13 protein-coding genes and 2 rRNA genes are annotated in these 17018 nt (G+C 55.5%); 7 read left to right on the top strand and 8 right to left on the bottom strand.

Going from position 1 to position 17018, the window contains the following annotated elements:
• Together AB8B75_RS15750 and rrf are read left to right on the top strand one after the other, a co-directional pair.
• Positions 1-229 (top strand): 23S ribosomal RNA (locus AB8B75_RS15750); the annotation flags it as partial.
• An 88-nt stretch (positions 230-317) separates the two neighbouring features.
• A 5S ribosomal RNA gene (gene rrf / locus AB8B75_RS15745) occupies positions 318-432 on the top strand.
• Positions 433-790: 358 nt separating this feature from the next.
• Here the strand turns inward: rrf and AB8B75_RS15740 are convergent.
• The 5 genes from AB8B75_RS15740 to AB8B75_RS15720 all read right to left on the bottom strand — a co-directional run bounded on the left by AB8B75_RS15740 (position 791) and on the right by AB8B75_RS15720 (position 4971).
• Complete coding sequence (locus AB8B75_RS15740) at positions 791-1102, bottom strand: cupin domain-containing protein (RefSeq protein WP_405363658.1); 312 nt, start codon at positions 1100-1102, stop codon at positions 791-793.
• A gap of 17 nt (positions 1103-1119) precedes the next feature.
• Complete coding sequence (locus AB8B75_RS15735; protein WP_405363657.1) at positions 1120-1863, bottom strand: SDR family NAD(P)-dependent oxidoreductase; 744 nt, start codon at positions 1861-1863, stop codon at positions 1120-1122.
• A 95-nt stretch (positions 1864-1958) separates the two neighbouring features.
• Positions 1959-3269, bottom strand: a complete 1311-nt coding sequence (locus tag AB8B75_RS15730; protein WP_405363656.1) for a TRAP transporter large permease — start codon at positions 3267-3269, stop codon at positions 1959-1961.
• Positions 3266-3760: a TRAP transporter small permease gene (locus AB8B75_RS15725; RefSeq protein ID WP_405363655.1), complete on the bottom strand. Its 495-nt coding sequence runs from the start codon at positions 3758-3760 to the stop codon at positions 3266-3268. Before AB8B75_RS15725 ends, AB8B75_RS15730 begins: the two co-directional genes overlap by 4 nt.
• A 92-nt stretch (positions 3761-3852) precedes the next feature.
• The gene (locus tag AB8B75_RS15720) at positions 3853-4971 is read right to left on the bottom strand and encodes a TRAP transporter substrate-binding protein (RefSeq protein WP_405363654.1); all 1119 of its coding nucleotides are present in this window, start codon (positions 4969-4971) and stop codon (positions 3853-3855) included.
• 204 nt (positions 4972-5175) lie between these two features.
• Between AB8B75_RS15720 and AB8B75_RS15715 the strand changes: the two genes are divergently transcribed.
• The 4 genes from AB8B75_RS15715 to AB8B75_RS15700 all read left to right on the top strand — a co-directional run bounded on the left by AB8B75_RS15715 (position 5176) and on the right by AB8B75_RS15700 (position 13218).
• Positions 5176-5856: a GntR family transcriptional regulator gene (locus tag AB8B75_RS15715; RefSeq protein ID WP_405363653.1), complete on the top strand. Its 681-nt coding sequence runs from the start codon at positions 5176-5178 to the stop codon at positions 5854-5856.
• A 759-nt stretch (positions 5857-6615) separates the two neighbouring features.
• Positions 6616-9921 carry a DUF2126 domain-containing protein gene (locus AB8B75_RS15710; RefSeq protein ID WP_405363652.1) on the top strand — a complete coding sequence of 1102 codons (3306 nt, stop codon included), beginning with the start codon at positions 6616-6618 and terminating at the stop codon, positions 9919-9921.
• 3 nt (positions 9922-9924) lie between these two features.
• A complete protein-coding gene (locus AB8B75_RS15705; RefSeq protein ID WP_405363651.1) occupies positions 9925-12336 on the top strand; it encodes a circularly permuted type 2 ATP-grasp protein in 2412 nt (803 codons plus the stop codon).
• Positions 12337-13218, top strand: coding sequence for a transglutaminase domain-containing protein (locus tag AB8B75_RS15700; RefSeq protein WP_405363649.1), 882 nt, complete (start codon positions 12337-12339; stop codon positions 13216-13218).
• 15 nt (positions 13219-13233) lie between these two features.
• Here AB8B75_RS15700 and AB8B75_RS15695 read toward each other — a convergent pair whose 3' ends face one another.
• Both AB8B75_RS15695 and AB8B75_RS15690 read right to left on the bottom strand, forming a co-directional pair.
• On the bottom strand, positions 13234-13968 hold the full coding sequence (locus tag AB8B75_RS15695; RefSeq protein WP_405363648.1) for a peptidase: 735 nt from the start codon (positions 13966-13968) through the stop codon (positions 13234-13236).
• A 136-nt stretch (positions 13969-14104) separates the two neighbouring features.
• Positions 14105-14965: a transglutaminase family protein gene (locus tag AB8B75_RS15690; protein WP_405363660.1), complete on the bottom strand. Its 861-nt coding sequence runs from the start codon at positions 14963-14965 to the stop codon at positions 14105-14107.
• Positions 14966-15260: 295 nt separating this feature from the next.
• On the opposite strand from AB8B75_RS15690, the gene AB8B75_RS15685 reads away from it, so the two are divergent.
• Positions 15261-15638, top strand: coding sequence for a hypothetical protein (locus AB8B75_RS15685; RefSeq protein ID WP_405363647.1), 378 nt, complete (start codon positions 15261-15263; stop codon positions 15636-15638).
• Between the two features lie 619 nt (positions 15639-16257).
• Here AB8B75_RS15685 and AB8B75_RS15680 read toward each other — a convergent pair.
• The gene (locus AB8B75_RS15680; protein ID WP_405363645.1) at positions 16258-16647 is read right to left on the bottom strand and encodes a carboxymuconolactone decarboxylase family protein; all 390 of its coding nucleotides are present in this window, start codon (positions 16645-16647) and stop codon (positions 16258-16260) included.
• Positions 16648-17018: the final 371 nt, after the last annotated feature.

Here is a 17018-nt window from a genome sequence, read left to right as displayed (position 1 = left end):
CGAGAGGACCGGGGTGAACGATCCACTGGTGGACCTGTTGTTGCGCCAGCAGCAGTGCAGGGTAGCTATGATCGGAAAGGATAACCGCTGAAGGCATCTAAGCGGGAAGCCCCCCTCAAAACAAGGTATCCCTGAGGGCCGAGGTAGACCACCTCGTCGATAGGCCAGAGATGTAAGCACAGCAATGTGTTCAGTTGACTGGTACTAATTGCCCGATAGGCTTGATTTGATCCAGTAGAAGCAAGACTTCGAAAGATAATCAAAAGCATACACAGCACATTAGAGTGCATGACTTGGACGACAGAGGTTTTTCATGGTTTGGTGGTCATAGCGCGAGCAAAACACCCGATCCCATCCCGAACTCGGCAGTTAAGTGCCGTCGCGCCGATGGTACTGCGTCTTAAGACGTGGGAGAGTAGGTCACCGCCAAACCTAGTAAGACCTTTGTCTTGTATCTCTCTACGGTGCGCTTTCCATATAAATTTCAATTTTTCCTAGTCAGTATTGCTGGCGGACGATGCCTCAGTGCATCTGCGTCTCGTCTGTTATTGGCTCATCGTAAGCGGCGCTAGTCATCTCCTAGGCCCATGTTTGATCTCAGCAATGGAAAGATCCCTGTTTTGCAAGCAGGTACCTTGATTGACACGCAGGGGTCTTGTCTCTGGAGAGGGACTAGTCCCAGAATGATGGCGTCCACCTCGATGGTTAGCCACTGCCCATACAACGAGCCCATTTAGCGCGTCGGTATTGTGCAGGGGTCTAACGACCGCTCTTCACCATAGTTGGGCAACTAGAGAAAATCATCGCGGCGAGGCGTGAAGCTGTCCACCAGTGTCCCGGGTTGCAGGCAAACGCAGCCATGTTTCTGACCTGACGGGACAATAAAGCTGTCGCCTGGGCCAAACTCTTGTTCTTTGTCGCCCAGCGTGAACCGGAACCGACCGCTTTCAACATAGGTCGACTGAACGTGTGGATGATCATGCAGTGCACCGACTGCTCCGGCGGCTTGAAACTTGAAGGCGACAACCATCAACTCGGGATGATCAGACAGTACCTGGCGCGTGACATGTTCGCCTGTCGAAACAATCGGGAACTGGGACACATGTCTCCTCCTCAGTTTTATGAAAACAGCATTCCACCGTTAAGATCAATGTTTGTGCCTGTCATGAATGCGCTGTCGTCGCAGGCGAGGAACAGTACAAGGTTTGCGGCATCGTCGACGTGGCCTTGGCGTTTGAGCGGTGCGTTCGCCTCGAACCCACGACGACCCGCGTCGGGTGTATGGATGTTGTGAAAGTCAGTGTCGATCATGCCAGGGCAAATCGCATTTACACGAATGTCAGGGCCCAGCTCTTTTGCCAGACCGCGTGTCATGGTCATCACAGCACCTTTGGCGGTCGCATAGGCGACTGCGCCCGGACCACCCCCATCGCGCCCGGCCTGACTGGCCAGGTTGACTATTGCCCCAGACGTCATCTCGGCAAGGCAGGCTTGCGTCATAAGGAAGGTGCTGGTCAGATTGAGGCTAATAACGGCTTCCCAGTGTTCGACAGGCATTTCGGCAATCGTCTTGCGAGCGATCAGACCACCGGCGTTGTTCACCAATATGTCGACGCCGCCATATGTTTCTACTGTCTTGGACACCAGTGCATCTACATCCACTTTCTTGTTGAGGTCGCCTTGCAAAGCAATGGCTTTTCCACCCGCAGCTTCGATTGCAGCGACTGTGTCATCTGCGCCTTTGGAGCTGGAGAAATAGTTGATTGCAACATTGGCGCCCTCGGAGGCGAGTTTCATTGCAACCGCACGACCAATGTCTCGGCCTGCTCCGGTCACGATGGCGGTTTTACCTACAAGTTTCATGTCGTTCCTTTCTCTTACGAAACGTCAGCTTCGCAGTTGTTATGGGTTTGAAGGTGCGATTTTCTCATGCGCTTACGTCGTGGATTGAGGCGTCATTAGCGGAATGCTCCCGGCATAACAGTTTTTGGGAGCCACAGAATGATTTCGGGAAAAGCCGCCAGCAAAATGAGGATGACCAGCATGGGGGCAAGAATGAGCACAACCTCGCGTAAGACCTGCACAACATTCAGGCCGCCAATAGCCGCCGAAATTAGAAGGCATAACCCGTAAGGTGGCGTGACCAATCCGAAGGCGAGCGAAACGATCCCAATTATGGCGAATGCAATGGGGTCAACACCTCCTGCCTGAGCGACAGGCATCAAAACCGTGCCAAGGATGATGATCGTTGGGATCGCATCGATAAACAGACCAAACAGCAGGAACAGCAACGCGATCAAAAGAGCAGTTCCAAAGGGCCCCATTTCCCATGCGGTCAAGACGCTGACGATTAGACGGGGGGCGTCGTAGAATGACAGTAGCCACCCGAATGCAGACGCCGTTCCGATCGCAAAGAGCGAGATAGCTGCAAAGCGCGCAGTATCATAAAGAATGAATCCCAGATCCTTGGGCGTAACAGTCCGATATACAAACATCCCCAAAACCAGAGCGTAAAAGGCAGCGATAATGGCGCTTTCCGTCGGTGTGACAAGCCCGCCTACAATGCCGCCGATCACAAAGACAGGAGTCAATAATGCGAGTGCCGCACCTTTCCATGCGGCCCAGAATTCACCCCAGTTCGGCGTTGCAATGACGGGATAGTTGCGCGCCTTTGCAAAGCCATACACCGTCGCCATCAAAGCAAAGCCGATCATCAAGCCAGGGATTGCGCCTCCCAGAAACAGCGCTCCGACAGACACCTGCATGACACCACCCCAAACGATCATCAAGATCGATGGCGGGATGATAACGCCCATCACTGACGAGCAAGCGGTGATGGCGACAGCAAAACGGGTGTCGTAGCCCTCTTTCTGCATGGCAGGGATAAGGATTTTGCCGATGCCCGACGCGTCTGCCGTAGAGGACCCGGAAATACCTGCAAATAGCATCGAGACGGCGACATTCACATGGCCCAAGCCCCCGGGCATCCAACCGGTCAGCACTCGCGCGAGTTCAATCAGGCGGTCCGTTACTTTGCCGGAATTCATCAAGTTTGCAGCCAAAAGAAAGAAGGGCACAGCCAGCAGGATGAACGAGTTATAGGATTGGAACATCCGGTCAAGGACGATGAACGGCGTCAAACGTAACTCCAGCAAAACAACTGGAATGGTCGCGAGTCCCAGCGCAAAGGCGACAGGAATACGGACGAAAATCAGGATCAGAAATCCGGCAATCAGCATCGAGGCCGCTGTGGCTGTGTCGAGGATCATGTCTGACTTTTCTTTTGGTTCAGAAACTGCGTCACGACTTCTGACAACCTATACCCAGCAAGCAAGAGCCAAAGCCCGCCCGCAATCGGAACGGAGATATGTGTGATGGCCATATTGGCGCGCATCATGACGGATCGCTGATTGCCACCAAACTCTGTGTACTCGATGCCGTAAAACAGGAACAATGCACCGAATACCATGATCGCAACGTGAACGACCCCGTTTTGCAGCAACCACATCATGGGGGCAGTGGCATCTCGGGTGATCCGCACGTCAAAATGGGTGCCGTCCCAGACAGCGACGATAGACCCGATCATGACAATCCAGACAAAGATGAAGGTGGCGAGTTCTTCCGTCCAAAGGTAGGTCGGTATGAAGCCGGTGTAACGCGAGATCACTTGCATCGCGACGGGGATAGCCAGAGCTCCCATCATCACGCCAAGCAAAATGCGCAGCCCAAAGCAGAACCGATCAAGAAATTTTCCAAGCATGTTCTGCCTTACTTCGAAGCGCGATCGGCGAAGCCGTATCGGTCGTTGTGCCGACGAGCGGGTCGGAACCCTCACCGCCCGTCGGCTGGAAGTTACATGCCGCGAACGTTTTCGAGCAATTCAGTGGCACCCAGTTCGGCTGCATAAGCATCCTGGACCGGCTGAACCAATTCCAACATCTTCTCGCGACCTTCGAACTCATGCACCTCAATCTGGCCGGCGTCGACCATCGCTTGGAGCTTTTCACCATCTTGACCGCTTTCCAACGCACGTCCGAAAGCACCAGCTTCTGCGCCTGCTTCCATGATGGCCGTTTGCAATTCAGCAGACAGACCATCAAAGATTTTGGCCGACATCACAATCGGACGCACGGTGATTGTGTGCTGGGTAAGCGAAATATGCGGTGCGACTTCGTAAAACTTCAGGTTTTGGATCGAAGCGGCTTCGTTTTCGAACCCGGCAATGACGCCTGTCTGAATCGCGTTGTAGACTTCGTTGTATGCGATTGCAGAAGGGGCAGCGCCCACAGCCGAGAAAGTCTGGGCCTGAATGGGCGCACCCATCACACGCATACGATGACCGGCCAGTTCTTCCATGTTTTTGATCGGTTCGGCCGATGCGAGGTTACGGACGCCGCCACCGTGATAACCAACGATGACAATGCCTGCGGCCTCTCGCAGATCTTCCTCAAGCGGTTTTAGTGCGTCTGAGGACAACACCGCATTCCAATGCTCCAGATCACGGAACAGGAAAGGCATGTCCATCAAGGGAATGGATTCTGAAAAGACGGCCATATTGGATGGGGCAAGGATTGTGTAGTCAACTGCGACGCCTTGATTGAGGTAGGTGACATAGTCGGATTCGACCCCAAGCTCACCATTCAGGCGCAGGTCAAAGCTGACCTCACCATCGTAGTTTTCAGCGACGAGGCGTTCGAATTCGCGCAACGTCTTGGTGAATGCATGCTCTTCGTCGAACATGCTTGCGCCACGCAATGTGACATCTGCATTGGCGGCGGAAATGCCGCTGAGCAGGACAGCCGTCAAAGCCATCGATTTAAGTGAATAATTGAACATTGTTTCCTCCCAGATCAGGTTCAGGTCTTGTTTTTCATCAGCCTTCAGGGCCGGGTAATACGTCCGAAACGGGTGATGTCTTGGTGCTGGATCAGTGTCAGCCCGCCTGTAGACGATCTGAATGCCTCCCCGCACGCCCGATTACTCCGACCTCGGTCATAGGTCACCCAACACGAAAACTGGGATACTAGTCAACACAAAAGTGTCTGATGTTACGAAGTTTTTTTGTGTTTTCCTTTGAAAACATAGTGATAGTTGTATTCTAGTATGCAATTATGATCTATTAATTCCTATAATCTTCTGTCACACTGCTGGCAATTGCAACGTGGAAAAGCGATAATGGTAGCACTGGGAACCCTCGAACGTGCAACAAGTAGTGATATTGTCTTTGACGCATTGTTCGGGAAAATCACCCGTTTGGAGCTGCTGCCCGGGACGAAAATTTCCGAAGCGGAAGTCGCCAAATCCTTTGGGTGCTCTCGTCAACCTGTGCGCGAGGCCTTCACCCGGCTTGCGAACCTAAATCTACTTTTGGTGCGTCCACAGCGCGCGACGGTTGTCCGACCATTTTCTCGTCAGTTGATCGCAAACGCACGCTTTGTGCGTGCTGCAGTTGAGTTAGAGGTCATTCGCGCCGCGACGATAGGTCGTGACAAATCAGTAGATGCGTTATTGAAGACGAACCTGCGTGAACAGGCAGATGCGATCGCGGCAGAAAACGCGAGCTTGTTCCATGACTTGGATTACCAGTTTCACAAGCTCTTTTGCTTGTCAGCCAAGCGGGCTTTTGCGTTTGACATCATCGCAGACAACAAGGCGCAGGTTGATCGCCTTTGTATGCTGGCTCTGACCAGCAAAGAGGCAATGGACGTCTTGTATCAGGATCACAAAAAGCTTTTGCAGGTAATCTTTGATGGGGACGCGCAGGCAGCTGGCGAGGTGCTTCGCGTCCACCTTGACCGACTGACACCAACAATCGACGCCATTTACACCACGCACAGCGCATATTTTGATGAATAGTTCCGCAACATCTAAATTCTGAGTTGGGGAATAGTGTGGATCGCTACGTTGAATTTCCCTGTCGCGTGGTTTGAAATCTTCGATTGAACAAGGCGCACCGATTTTTGAAACCCCTCTCAGTATGATAGCGACCAATTCTGGCGAGACAGTAAGGCACAAGTGGGGCCAGCCAACAACCTTTCAAGGCGCGCCAAAGACGCTATGAACCATTTGGCCGCTAACAAGACTTCTCAGTTGATTGCAGGCGCGGTGCTGGATTCAGAAGTGTGCAAGGCGCCGATGACTTTTGCTACGGTCGCAAAGCCTAGACGGCGAGTTAGGCCTTGGTAGCGCTCGGGTGCTTTCGTTCAAAATGGAAGCGTGTGTGGCGACCGTTCAGGGTGAGGCGCTTTACCCAATGCAACAAGAAGATCTGCTGGTTTTTTTGCCAGAAACGAAGGCCAGAAATGGTTTGATCCTTCTTCTCATAAAAAGCGGCTGGCGGCAGATTGCGCCCTTGCATCCTCGTTGCGCTCTCCAAGAGCGCAGGATCTGCAAATCCACATGCATGCGCACCGGGAGATTAGTTCATACAAGGTTTTGTCAGGTACGCCTGATGCACTTACGAAGGGTCGTTTTTGCAAATCGTTCGTCGGGTGGATAGAAATGCAACACGGAAGGCTACAAAGCGCCGTAAGTTGCACAAGGAACGGTGTTCCAACGAAATGGCGGTTGCTGCGATGCAGCGTCCTGTCCATTGTACGGCCAAGGAGTGCCTTTATGTCCATCACCGCAAGCATCTACCATCTAACGCATTACAAATACGACAGACCGGTCACATTGGCCCCGCAGTCGATCCGTCTGCGCCCAGCCCCGCACTCGCGTACGCGCGTTATTTCTCACAGCCTGAGTGTTTCTCCTGCAGGTCACTTCGTGAACCATCAGCAGGACCCCTATGGTAACTGGCTGGCGCGATTTGTGTTTCCCGAACCGGTGCGCGAGTTCAAGATCGAGGTGGATCTGGTTGCTGATATGTCAGTCTACAACCCATTTGATTTCTTTGTAGAAGACAGCGCCAAAGACTTTCCCTTTCGCTACGACGACGACATCGCCCCGGACCTGAGCATCTATCTGCAACGTGACGCCGTGGGACCGCTTCTTGAAACATTCCTCGGGTCAATATCGCGCGACCCGATGGTTACGATTGATTTCCTTGTTGGGTTGAATACTCGCCTGGCAAACGAAATCGCCTACGAAATTCGAATGGAGCCGGGGGTTCAGACCGCTGAAACCACGCTGGGCCGCGCTGCCGGTTCTTGTCGGGATTCCAGCTGGTTGCTGGTACAGGTGCTGCGCAATCTCGGGATCGCCGCGCGATTTGTTTCGGGCTATCTGATCCAGTTAAAACCTGACCTTGTGGCTCTCGATGGCCCTGCCGGGACAGATAAGGATTTCACCGATCTGCATGCCTGGGTCGAGGTATACCTGCCCGGTGCAGGTTGGGTCGGTCTTGATCCAACCTCCGGATTACTGGCTGGTGAAAGCCACATTCCGCTGGCTGCGACCCCGCATTACCGCCATGCGGCCCCGATTTCCGGCGCGGCCAGCATGGCAGAGGTCGATTTTTCTTTCGACATGCAGGTGACACGCACGGCAGAGCATCCGCGCATTACCAAGCCGTTTTCGGATGACGCATGGGAGGCTCTGAACACACTTGGCCATGCTGTAGACAAACGCCTTGAGGCAGGAGACGTGCGTTTGACGATGGGCGGCGAACCAACTTTTGTATCAATTGATGATTTTGAGAGTGCTGAATGGAATTCGGACGCCGTCGGCCCGGCCAAGCGCGGGCTGGCCGACAAGCTGATGCGCCGGCTGCAGGGCAGATTTTCCACTGGCGGGCTGCTGCACTATGGACAAGGCAAGTGGTACCCCGGAGAGACGCTGCCGCGTTGGACCTTTTCGCTGTATTGGCGCAAGGACGGTCAGCCGATCTGGCAAGATCCCGATCTGCTGGCGAAAGAAGACACGCACGAAGATATAGGCCCGGAGGATGCGCAGAACTTGCTGACAGCGATTGCGGCCCATCTGGAGGTGCCCGCACAAAACGTGTTGCCCGCCTTTGAAGACCCCGCAGATTGGATCATCAAGGAAGGCAACCTTCCCGCCAACGTAACGCCCGAAAACTCCAAACTGGCCGACCCCGAAGAGCGAGCGCGGATCGCCAAGGTGTTTGAGCGGGGCCTGACGACGCCGGCTGGTTATGTGCTGCCGGTACAACGCTGGCAGGCCCGTGCGTCCAGCCGGTGGATGTCCGAAGTCTGGGAATTGCGCCGAGGCAAGGTTTTTCTGGTGGCAGGGGACAGCCCCGTCGGCTACCGCCTTCCTCTTGGTACGTTGCCGCATGTTCCTGAAAGCGACTATCCATTCATTACGCCTCAGGACCCAACCGAACCCCGTCCGCCTCTACCTTCGTCGACTGCAATAGAACAACCTGTCGCGCAACGGACCCAAGCCGGTGTCGGTCAAATACAGGTCGAACAGACCCTTGGCGATCTCAGTGGGCGGGTGCGCACGGCCATCTCGGTCGAGCCGCGCGACGGGCGCTTGTGCGTCTTCTTGCCTCCCGTCGAAAAACTTGAGGATTATCTTGAATTGATCGCTGCGGTCGAGGCTGCTGCCAAATCGACGGGGCGCAAGGTGTTGATCGAAGGCTATGCGCCGCCGCATGACCCGCGCGTCGAAGTGATGCGCATCGCCCCGGACCCGGGTGTGATTGAGGTCAATATCCACCCTGCGGCTAACTGGAAAGCCTGTGTGCACACCACCCAGGCAGTTTACGACGAGGCACGAAAATGCCGCCTCGGCACCGACAAATTCATGACCGATGGCCGCCACACCGGCACTGGCGGTGGTAACCATGTCGTTGTCGGCGGCGCGACACCCGCCGACAGCCCGTTCTTGCGTCGCCCCGATCTGCTCAAGAGCCTGATCCTGTTCTGGCAACGCCACCCGAGTTTGTCCTACCTGTTTGCAGGTAACTTTGTCGGGCCCACGTCACAGGCCCCACGTATCGACGAGGCGCGCCATGACGGGCTCTATGAGCTCGAGATCGCGCTTGACCAGATCTGGCCGCCGAGCAACGGCACCCCGCCACCGCCGTGGCTGACTGACCGTCTGTTACGCAACGCTCTGATCGACGTGACCGGCAACACGCACCGAACCGAGATTTGCATCGACAAGCTTTTCTCACCCGACGGCCCCACAGGGCGGCTGGGTCTCGTGGAATTCCGCGGTTTCGAGATGCCGCCGAACTCCCGAATGAGCTTGGCGCAGCAACTGCTGTTGCGCGGAATTATCGCGCGGTGCTGGGAGGCCCCAATCAGCGGCAACCTCACGCGCTGGGGCACCACCCTGCATGACCGCTTCATGCTGCCTGCCTTCATCTGGGAAAATTTCCTTGACGTGCTTGCCGACCTGCGCGCCCACGGCATGGCCTTTGATCCTGACTGGTTCAAGGCACAGTCCGAGTTCCGCTTTCCTTTCTGCGGCGAGGTCACCTACGAGGGAATTACGCTGGAATTACGGCAGGCGCTTGAGCCGTGGCATGTCATGGGGGAAACCGGCGCAATCGGGGGAACCGTGCGCTACACCGACAGCTCGTCCGAGCGGCTCCAGGTGACTTTGACCGGGGCCAACCCGGATCGCTACAAGGTCACCGCCAATCGGCGCATTGTCCCTTTAACGCCCACTGCGATCAGCGGCACGCGGGTTGGTGGGGTGCGCTACAAAGCTTGGAAACCGGCAATGTCGTTGCACCCGGTTCTGGAGGTGGACGCGCCGCTGACTTTTGATATCTTCGATACATGGACAGGCAAGTCGTTGGGCGGGTGCCGCTATCATGTGGTCCACCCCGGGGGACGCAATTTCGACACCTTTCCAGTGAATGGAAACGAAGCAGAGGCGCGGCGTTTGAGCAGATTTGAGAAAATGGGGCACACGCCGGGAACGCAAGCACCGGCGCCCGAGCGGCCACATCCTGAATTTCCGATGACACTGGATTTGCGTCGCAGGGCAGGTCTCTAGGCGATGCAAACACCGCTGCCCACAGCAGGCGCACAAACCGGGCCAAGCCTGCTGGCGTCTTACAGTGCACAATCCCCGCCTCTTAATGACGAAATGTTGTTTCCGGACGGGCAGGTCAAACCTGTCTGGGCGTCGTTCTTTGAGCACCTGAGCCGCCTCTCACCCGAAGATCTGGCGCTGCGATTTTCGCGTGGGGATCAGTATCTTCGCGACGCGGGGGTGCTCTTTCGCCAGTATGACGAGACGCTGTCCACCGAACGGGAGTGGCCGCTCAGCCATATTCCGGTGATCATCGGCGAAGACGAATGGCAGGTCATTTCCGATGGGCTTATCGAACGGGCGGACCTGCTGGAGTATATTCTGCAGGATTTCTACGGTGACAACACGCTGGTCACGTCCGGACAGTTGCCTGCAAAATTGCTCAGTCAGAACCCCGCGTGGCTGCGCCCCATGGTCGGGGTCGTCAAACAAGGCACGCATTTGCTCAACACGCTGTCCTTTGAAATCGGGCGCGGGCCCGATGGCAAGTGGTGGGTGAGCAGCGATCTGATCGAGGCGCCTTCGACCGCCGGGTTTGCTGTAGAGAACCGGATTGCCATGGGCCGCGTGTTTCCGAACTTCTTTGCGGGCGCGAATATCCATCGGCTGGCCGGGTATTTTCAGGAGTTCCAGCAAAGACTGATGAACATCAGGGGGCGAACTCCGGGCGAGGTCGCTTTGCTGTCGCCGGGTCCGATGAACCAGAACTACGCCGAACATTCTTACATGGCGCGCTATCTGGGCCTGCTGCTGGTCGAAGGCGAAGACCTTATTGTCCAGGATGGCAAAGCCATGGTGCGTACGGTGGCCGGACTGAAGCCTGTGAGTTTGTTGTGGAACCGGTTGCCAAGCGCGATGTTCGACCCTTTGGAGCTGGATTCGTCGTCGATGCTTGGGGCGGCTGGACTGGTCGAGGCAATCCGCTCCGGTGCGCTCAGGACCGTCAACATGGTCGGGGCAGGCGTGCTCGAGACGCGTGCGCTCATGGCTTTCCTGCCGAAAATCGCGCAGGCGCATCTTGGACGGGCACTGGCCCTGCCCAATATCGCGACATGGTGGTGTGGTCAGGACAGTCAGCGCGATCATGTAATCGCCAACAGCGCAAGGATGATGGTGGGGGATGCGTTTTCGACCGTACCCTTGATGGCCGACCCGCGCACCACAGTGTTTGGGGATCCGAGCGATGGGTCACATGCGCAGCAATTGGCGGACCACCTCAAAAGCAACGGGCACAACCTTGTGGGGCAAGAGGCCGTTACATTGTCGACCACACCGGTCTGGGAAGACGACCGTCTGGCCGCGCGGCCCATGTGTATCCGAATATCGATGGGGCGCACTGAAGAGGGATGGGCCGTGATGCCGGGAGGGTATGCGCGCATCAGCGCAGGCGACGATGCCAAAGCCCTTGCCATGCAGCGCGGTGGCAAGGTGGCGGATGTCTGGGTCACAAGCCAGAGCAAGGTCGAAACTCCGAGCCTTTTGTCGGTGTCGAAAAATGCAGTGACGCGCAGTTTGACGCATGCGCTTTTGCCCAGCCGAGCGGCGGACAATCTTTTCTGGCTTGGCCGCTATGTAGAGCGTTCGGAGCAGAACATGCGCATATTCCGGGCTTATTTTGCACGAATTTGCGACGGAGCCGATCACACCGATACCATGCCCACATTCATCCGCGATGACCTGATGGGCGGTGTTGCGTCCAATGCTTCTGCCATCGCGGCGCGGTTTGGCGAGCCTTTGGGGCTGGCACTGCAATCGGCATCGCGTATCAGTGATCGCTTTTCGCCAGATGGGATGATGGCCCTGCGCGGACTAGTGACGGAAGCAAAGGCGCTTGATGCCAAGCACGTCCCGCTTGAGGACGCGACGGTGCAGATCAGCAGATTGTTGCGCCAGGTCACTGGTTTCGCGGGGCTTGTGCACGAAAACATGTATCGCTCGGATGGTTGGCGGTTCCTGAGCATCGGCATCTCGCTCGAGCGCGCGGCGAACATGTGTGATTTGCTGGCCGCCTGCCTTTCCGCAGAGCCGTCTAGCGGCGCACTCGACCTTGCATTGGAAATAGGGGACAGCGTGGTATCACATCGCACCCGGTTCCAAATTGCTGCCAGTGCCGGGTCGGTCACAGACCTGCTGGCGCTTGATCCGCGCAATCCGCGCGCTATCCGCTACCACATCACACGCAGCAAAAACCACATTGCCAACCTGCCCACCCGGCACGAGGACCACCACATGAGCCATGTGGCGCGTCAGGTCTTGCTACTCGAAACGCAATTGGCAACCAGCGAGCCTGCGTTGATATCGCCCGACGTCCTGACGCAGGTGAAACAGGACATTTGGGCCATATCCGACACGCTCAATGCGTACCACTTGGCTTGAATGATGATTTATTCCATCCGTCTTAAAATTGCTCACTTTTATGAGCGCCCAGCAGCCAACAGCCGCCATTTGATCCGTGTGCTGCCCAGAACGCTGCCGGGTCGGCAAAGCCTTACAACGCATCTATTGGAAATAGACCCAGAACCTGAGTCCCGGACCAAGGCCATGGATTTTTTTGGGAACACCACGCATTCCTGTGCGCATCGCGATCAGCATGCGGAGATGTCGATCAAGCTGTCGTGCCATGTTGAAGTGTACACGCCCCCGCCCTGGCAAGATAAGTCATCGGATGTAGCGTACCTGCGGTCGACCTGTGATGCCCTGACCGATCTGGGTTCCACCTCGCCGCTGCATTTTCTCGGACCGAGCCCACGCTTGCCACGTAACAACGCGATCCAAGGTTTTGCGCACGATCTTTACGCGGCAAATGCTAGTGCCGTTGAAAATGTAGTGCGGATCGGCAAAGCCCTGCATGAAGCGATGACCTTTGATGCGACTGCCACGACAGTGGATACGGATGCGGCGGATGCATTTCGCCTGCGACGCGGGGTCTGCCAGGATTTTAGCCATATCATGATCCTTGCCCTGCGATCGCTGGGCGTGCCGGTGGGTTATGTTAGTGGCTATCTTCGCACGCTTCCACCAAGTGGTGGCGTCAAGCTTGAAGGGGCCGACGCGATGCATGCATGGGTGAGGGCCTGGTGCGGACCGGAACAGGGTTGGATCGAATATGATCCAACCAATGCTACGCTTGTTGGAACAGACCACGTCGTCGCGGGCTATGGGCGAGACTACTCTGATGTCTCACCGGTGCGCGGGCACCTCAGGTCGTCCGGAGGCCAAAAGAACACGCAAGCGGTGGATGTCGCCATCGCTGGCTAGAGCACGGTCGCGGTTCTATTTGCGTTCATAACTCGGCAAATGCATCAAAGCGTTACGCAATGCGTCGCCCCAGCTTGTGCTGATCGACTGAAAGTAGGGGTCGTCGGTCGTAACTCGCGGCTGCGCATCCAGCGCGAAGCTGTCCACATCATAGAGCTGCAAGTCCAGCGGCAGCCCGACGGACAGGTTGGCTTTGATGGTCGAATCAAAGGACACCATCAAGAGTTTGATCGCATCTTCAAAACTCATATCCGGGTCGTATGCGCGCACCAGGATTGGTTTGCCGTACTTTGTTTCGCCGATCTGGAAAAAAGGAGCATCCTCAGTCACTTCGATGAAGTTTCCTTCTGGGTAGACCAAGAAAAGCGTGGGCATTCCGCCCTTGATCTGCCCCCCCACGATCACTGACGCTTTGAAGGCGGATGTGGCGGACTGTCCAACTTCATCACCGCCCTGAATCACCTGCTTGAGTGTTGCGCCTACAAAGCGTGCGATTTCGAACATCGTGGGCAATTCAAGGATGGTGGGCGTGCGTTCGGTCAAGATTTTGGAGCGTTCTTCGAGGATGCTGATCAGAGCTTGGGTCGTCGCGAGATTACCCGCTGTCATAATGGTGATCGCGCGTTCCCCCGGCACTTCCCAGGAAAACATCTTTTTCGTTATCGAGAAGTTGTCGACCCCAGCATTGGTGCGTGTGTCGGACATGAAAACAAGGCCGCGGTTAAGGTGAAGGCCAACGCAATAGGTCATTTGGGATCCAAGATAGACAAGGTAGCAGCGGGCTGCACCGCAAGCTCTAGTCGGGAAAAGTAAACTATACAATATTGGTCCGGCCGCTTTGGACGCAACGGGATAACTTTTGTTGTCGCGGAGGTCATGGCGCCTGTTAAGCCGTCACACGCTGAACCTGAACGCTTTGCTCTTGCAGGTTCAACACACCATAGGATGTCAGAAACGATGCGTCAGCTGCATCGCGCCCGACACAAATCCGCACGATTTCTGTCGGCTGCGCCATGCCGGTCGGATCAACCAGGCGCCAATCGCCTTCGAGAAAAACCTCAACCACTGCATGGAAATCCTGCGGTTTGACGTCCGGTGCATAAACACTGACAAATCGCGCCGGAATGCCCACCGCGCGTATCATGGCAATCAGAACATGCGCGTAGTCGCGACAAACCCCGCGCAAAGCGGCAAAGCTCTCAGTCGCAGTTGTGCCCGGATTGCTCGAAAATATGTCATATGTGAAGTTGGAAGCGACCCAATCGTTCATCGACAACACACGAGCGCCACCTGTCAGGCCCTCGAACTGAATGGCAGTGAAGTCCAGAAACAGATCGGACTGGCAATAGCGCGATGGCATGAGGTACTGAATGACAGAGGCCGGAAGCTGATACCTTGGTGTGTCCTGAAGCTGTGCCAGATCTATCGAAGGTCTGTTGACCTCGACTTGTGTCTCGAAATAGCAGTCCAGCTGCGCACCTATGGCGACCCACCTGCGCAGACCTATCGCATCCTCACCCTCAAGCTGTCGCACCTTCGAACCTGAAAGGAGTGAGAAGCGCGTGTCACCACAGCGCTGCCCACCATTGGTACTTGGTTCGATCTGAAGCAGGGCGTCGCAGGCTTGCGTTGCGGAGTAAACTAGGCAAGCGGTCACGTTGAGCAACACAGGAAAACTCCAGATCAGGGAATTGACAGAACGGCTCGAGCTATCGCAGTCAATCTTCTCATTGTCGACATCATTCACCGTCTGCAATTGTATTTCTACCAGTTCCCGTCCTTGGCTGTCCTTAGCTTGGTCAGGAATTCAAAATCCTTTGTTTCATTCTGAGTTCCAAAACTGAAATCACGAAATGATCGCTTCCCTTTGATGTGCTCTCTCTGGATACAACTACAGCGGATGTTTGTTGTCCGCGCTTGGTAAAAATTCGATGTTCTTGAAAGAAATCGGCTCTGAGTTCGGACCAGCCGTTCGCGGCGTTTTGGCCTGAGTTTTGCCAACTCGGTTGGCCGGATCACCAATTCGGGCATAGGATGTCGGAATGAGCCTGATATCATACATCGCAATTGCATATGGCGTCGCTTGCGTCGGCGTCATTGGATTTCAGCTTGCTTTGATCGCAGGTGCTCCTTTGGGACCATTGACACAGGGCGGGAAACACAAAGGCGCTCTGCCGCCAGCTGGACGGATCGCCGCCTTCGTCTCAATCTTTGTTATCGCAGCAATGGCGTGCGGAGTTATGTCCGCAGCCGGACTGTGGCCGCAGTGGCCCAATTGGACAAAATGGGTGGCACTCACAGTCCAATCTTTGGTGGCTGTCCTGAACTGGATCACGCCTTCAAAGCCGGAGAGGGCGCTTTGGGGGCCGCTGGAGTCGGTAATGCTGGTGTTGGCAGCTCTGGTGGTGTTCTCCGCTTAGTTGCGATCCACTTTCAAGTAAGTATTCGAACCACGCGCAAGACCTTGTGGACAACGTGACTAAGAGCGCAGCGACGCATTGCCTCGAAACGCATCGTTCTATCCTATCCAATGTTGAGGCTGGAAAGCAGACGTTCAGATATTCCACAGCGATGGCGAGTTTGGGCTAAAAGCCTCGTTACACGGCCATCTGCACCAATGTCGGCTATGCGCGGCAAGTCACTGGCTGGCTGGGCTAGAATACGAGGCGAACCTTCGCGGTCGCGCTAACCGCGCCACATGCGGCCTCATCTAACATGTCGCGCACGCGGAGCATCTTGCGGATCGATACTTCTCGCGCCCCGGTCTTTCTTCAGCGTTGAGTTCCGTTGGTTGGCGTCGGCTTCGATTGTCATGCGTTGAAGGAGGATCAAGTCCTTATGAATGCAGGTTACCCGATTTTTTGTGAATCTGGGCGACCTTCATTCGCCGCATTTAATGCGAGCCAAAGGCTGTTACTTCCAGCCCGATCGACGGAACCCAGTGCCGCACAACCTAAGCGTATTAACGTGTGGAGATGCGAAGGCGCTCATGGAAATTTCCGGACCGGAGATACTCGGACCCAACCATCAGCGGATTCTCTATCCACTCTGGGCGATGATCAAAGTCAGATCAACGATCTGATCTTCTGAGAAATGATCAGACAGCGAAGTATACAGGTGTTCTGGCGCGCCATTCGTTGCAACCAAGGTGATAGCTTCTGCCCACGCGAGCGCAGCCTTCTCTGCAGCATCGAAAAACGACACCTCTCGCCAAACCGTAAGACAGTCTAATCGCTGCGATGTTTCACCCACGCCCCTAGCTTCCATAGTATGAAGATCGACGCAGTACGCGCAGCCATTGATTTGTGAAACGCGCAGTTCGATAACCGCCCTCAGTTTCCTGTCGATAGACCGCATATCGTTCTTCGCCTTAGCCATGTTCGCAATGGCTAGGCCGTTTATGGAAACGTAGTCGAGGCGTTCAATCATCGTGTTCTCCCCTCATTTCGGAGAGAATGGCATGCTCGAAGACTGGTGGCTAGTTGGATGCTTACCGTTGAACGGCGAAGAGAACTGCAGACGTTCGTCAGAAAGCAGCACGAAGTAGAATGGGCTCCAAGCAGTCAATTGTAGGGTGTCAGCCCCAAGCGTACATTGGAATTGAGCTTTAGACTACGGGACAGCACGCCAAAGTTAGCTTTCGCTTCGGCTGCGTCAACGGTGTCCGTCGGCAGAGTTTTTGGAACCAAAGGCGGCCTAAACTAAGAGAGAGTTTGGCTCATCTGGTTGGTTTGATTATGCGGCGTGCTGTCTGTGATGCAAGCGTCGCGTTTCCAGCGTCTTTCGTTTGATCCGTTCTC

Source organism: Roseobacter sp. (assembly GCF_045106495.1).
GTDB lineage: Bacteria > Pseudomonadota > Alphaproteobacteria > Rhodobacterales > Rhodobacteraceae > Roseobacter.
Note: the sequence above shows the minus strand (reverse complement) of the source record. Positions and strands in the feature narration are given on the sequence as shown.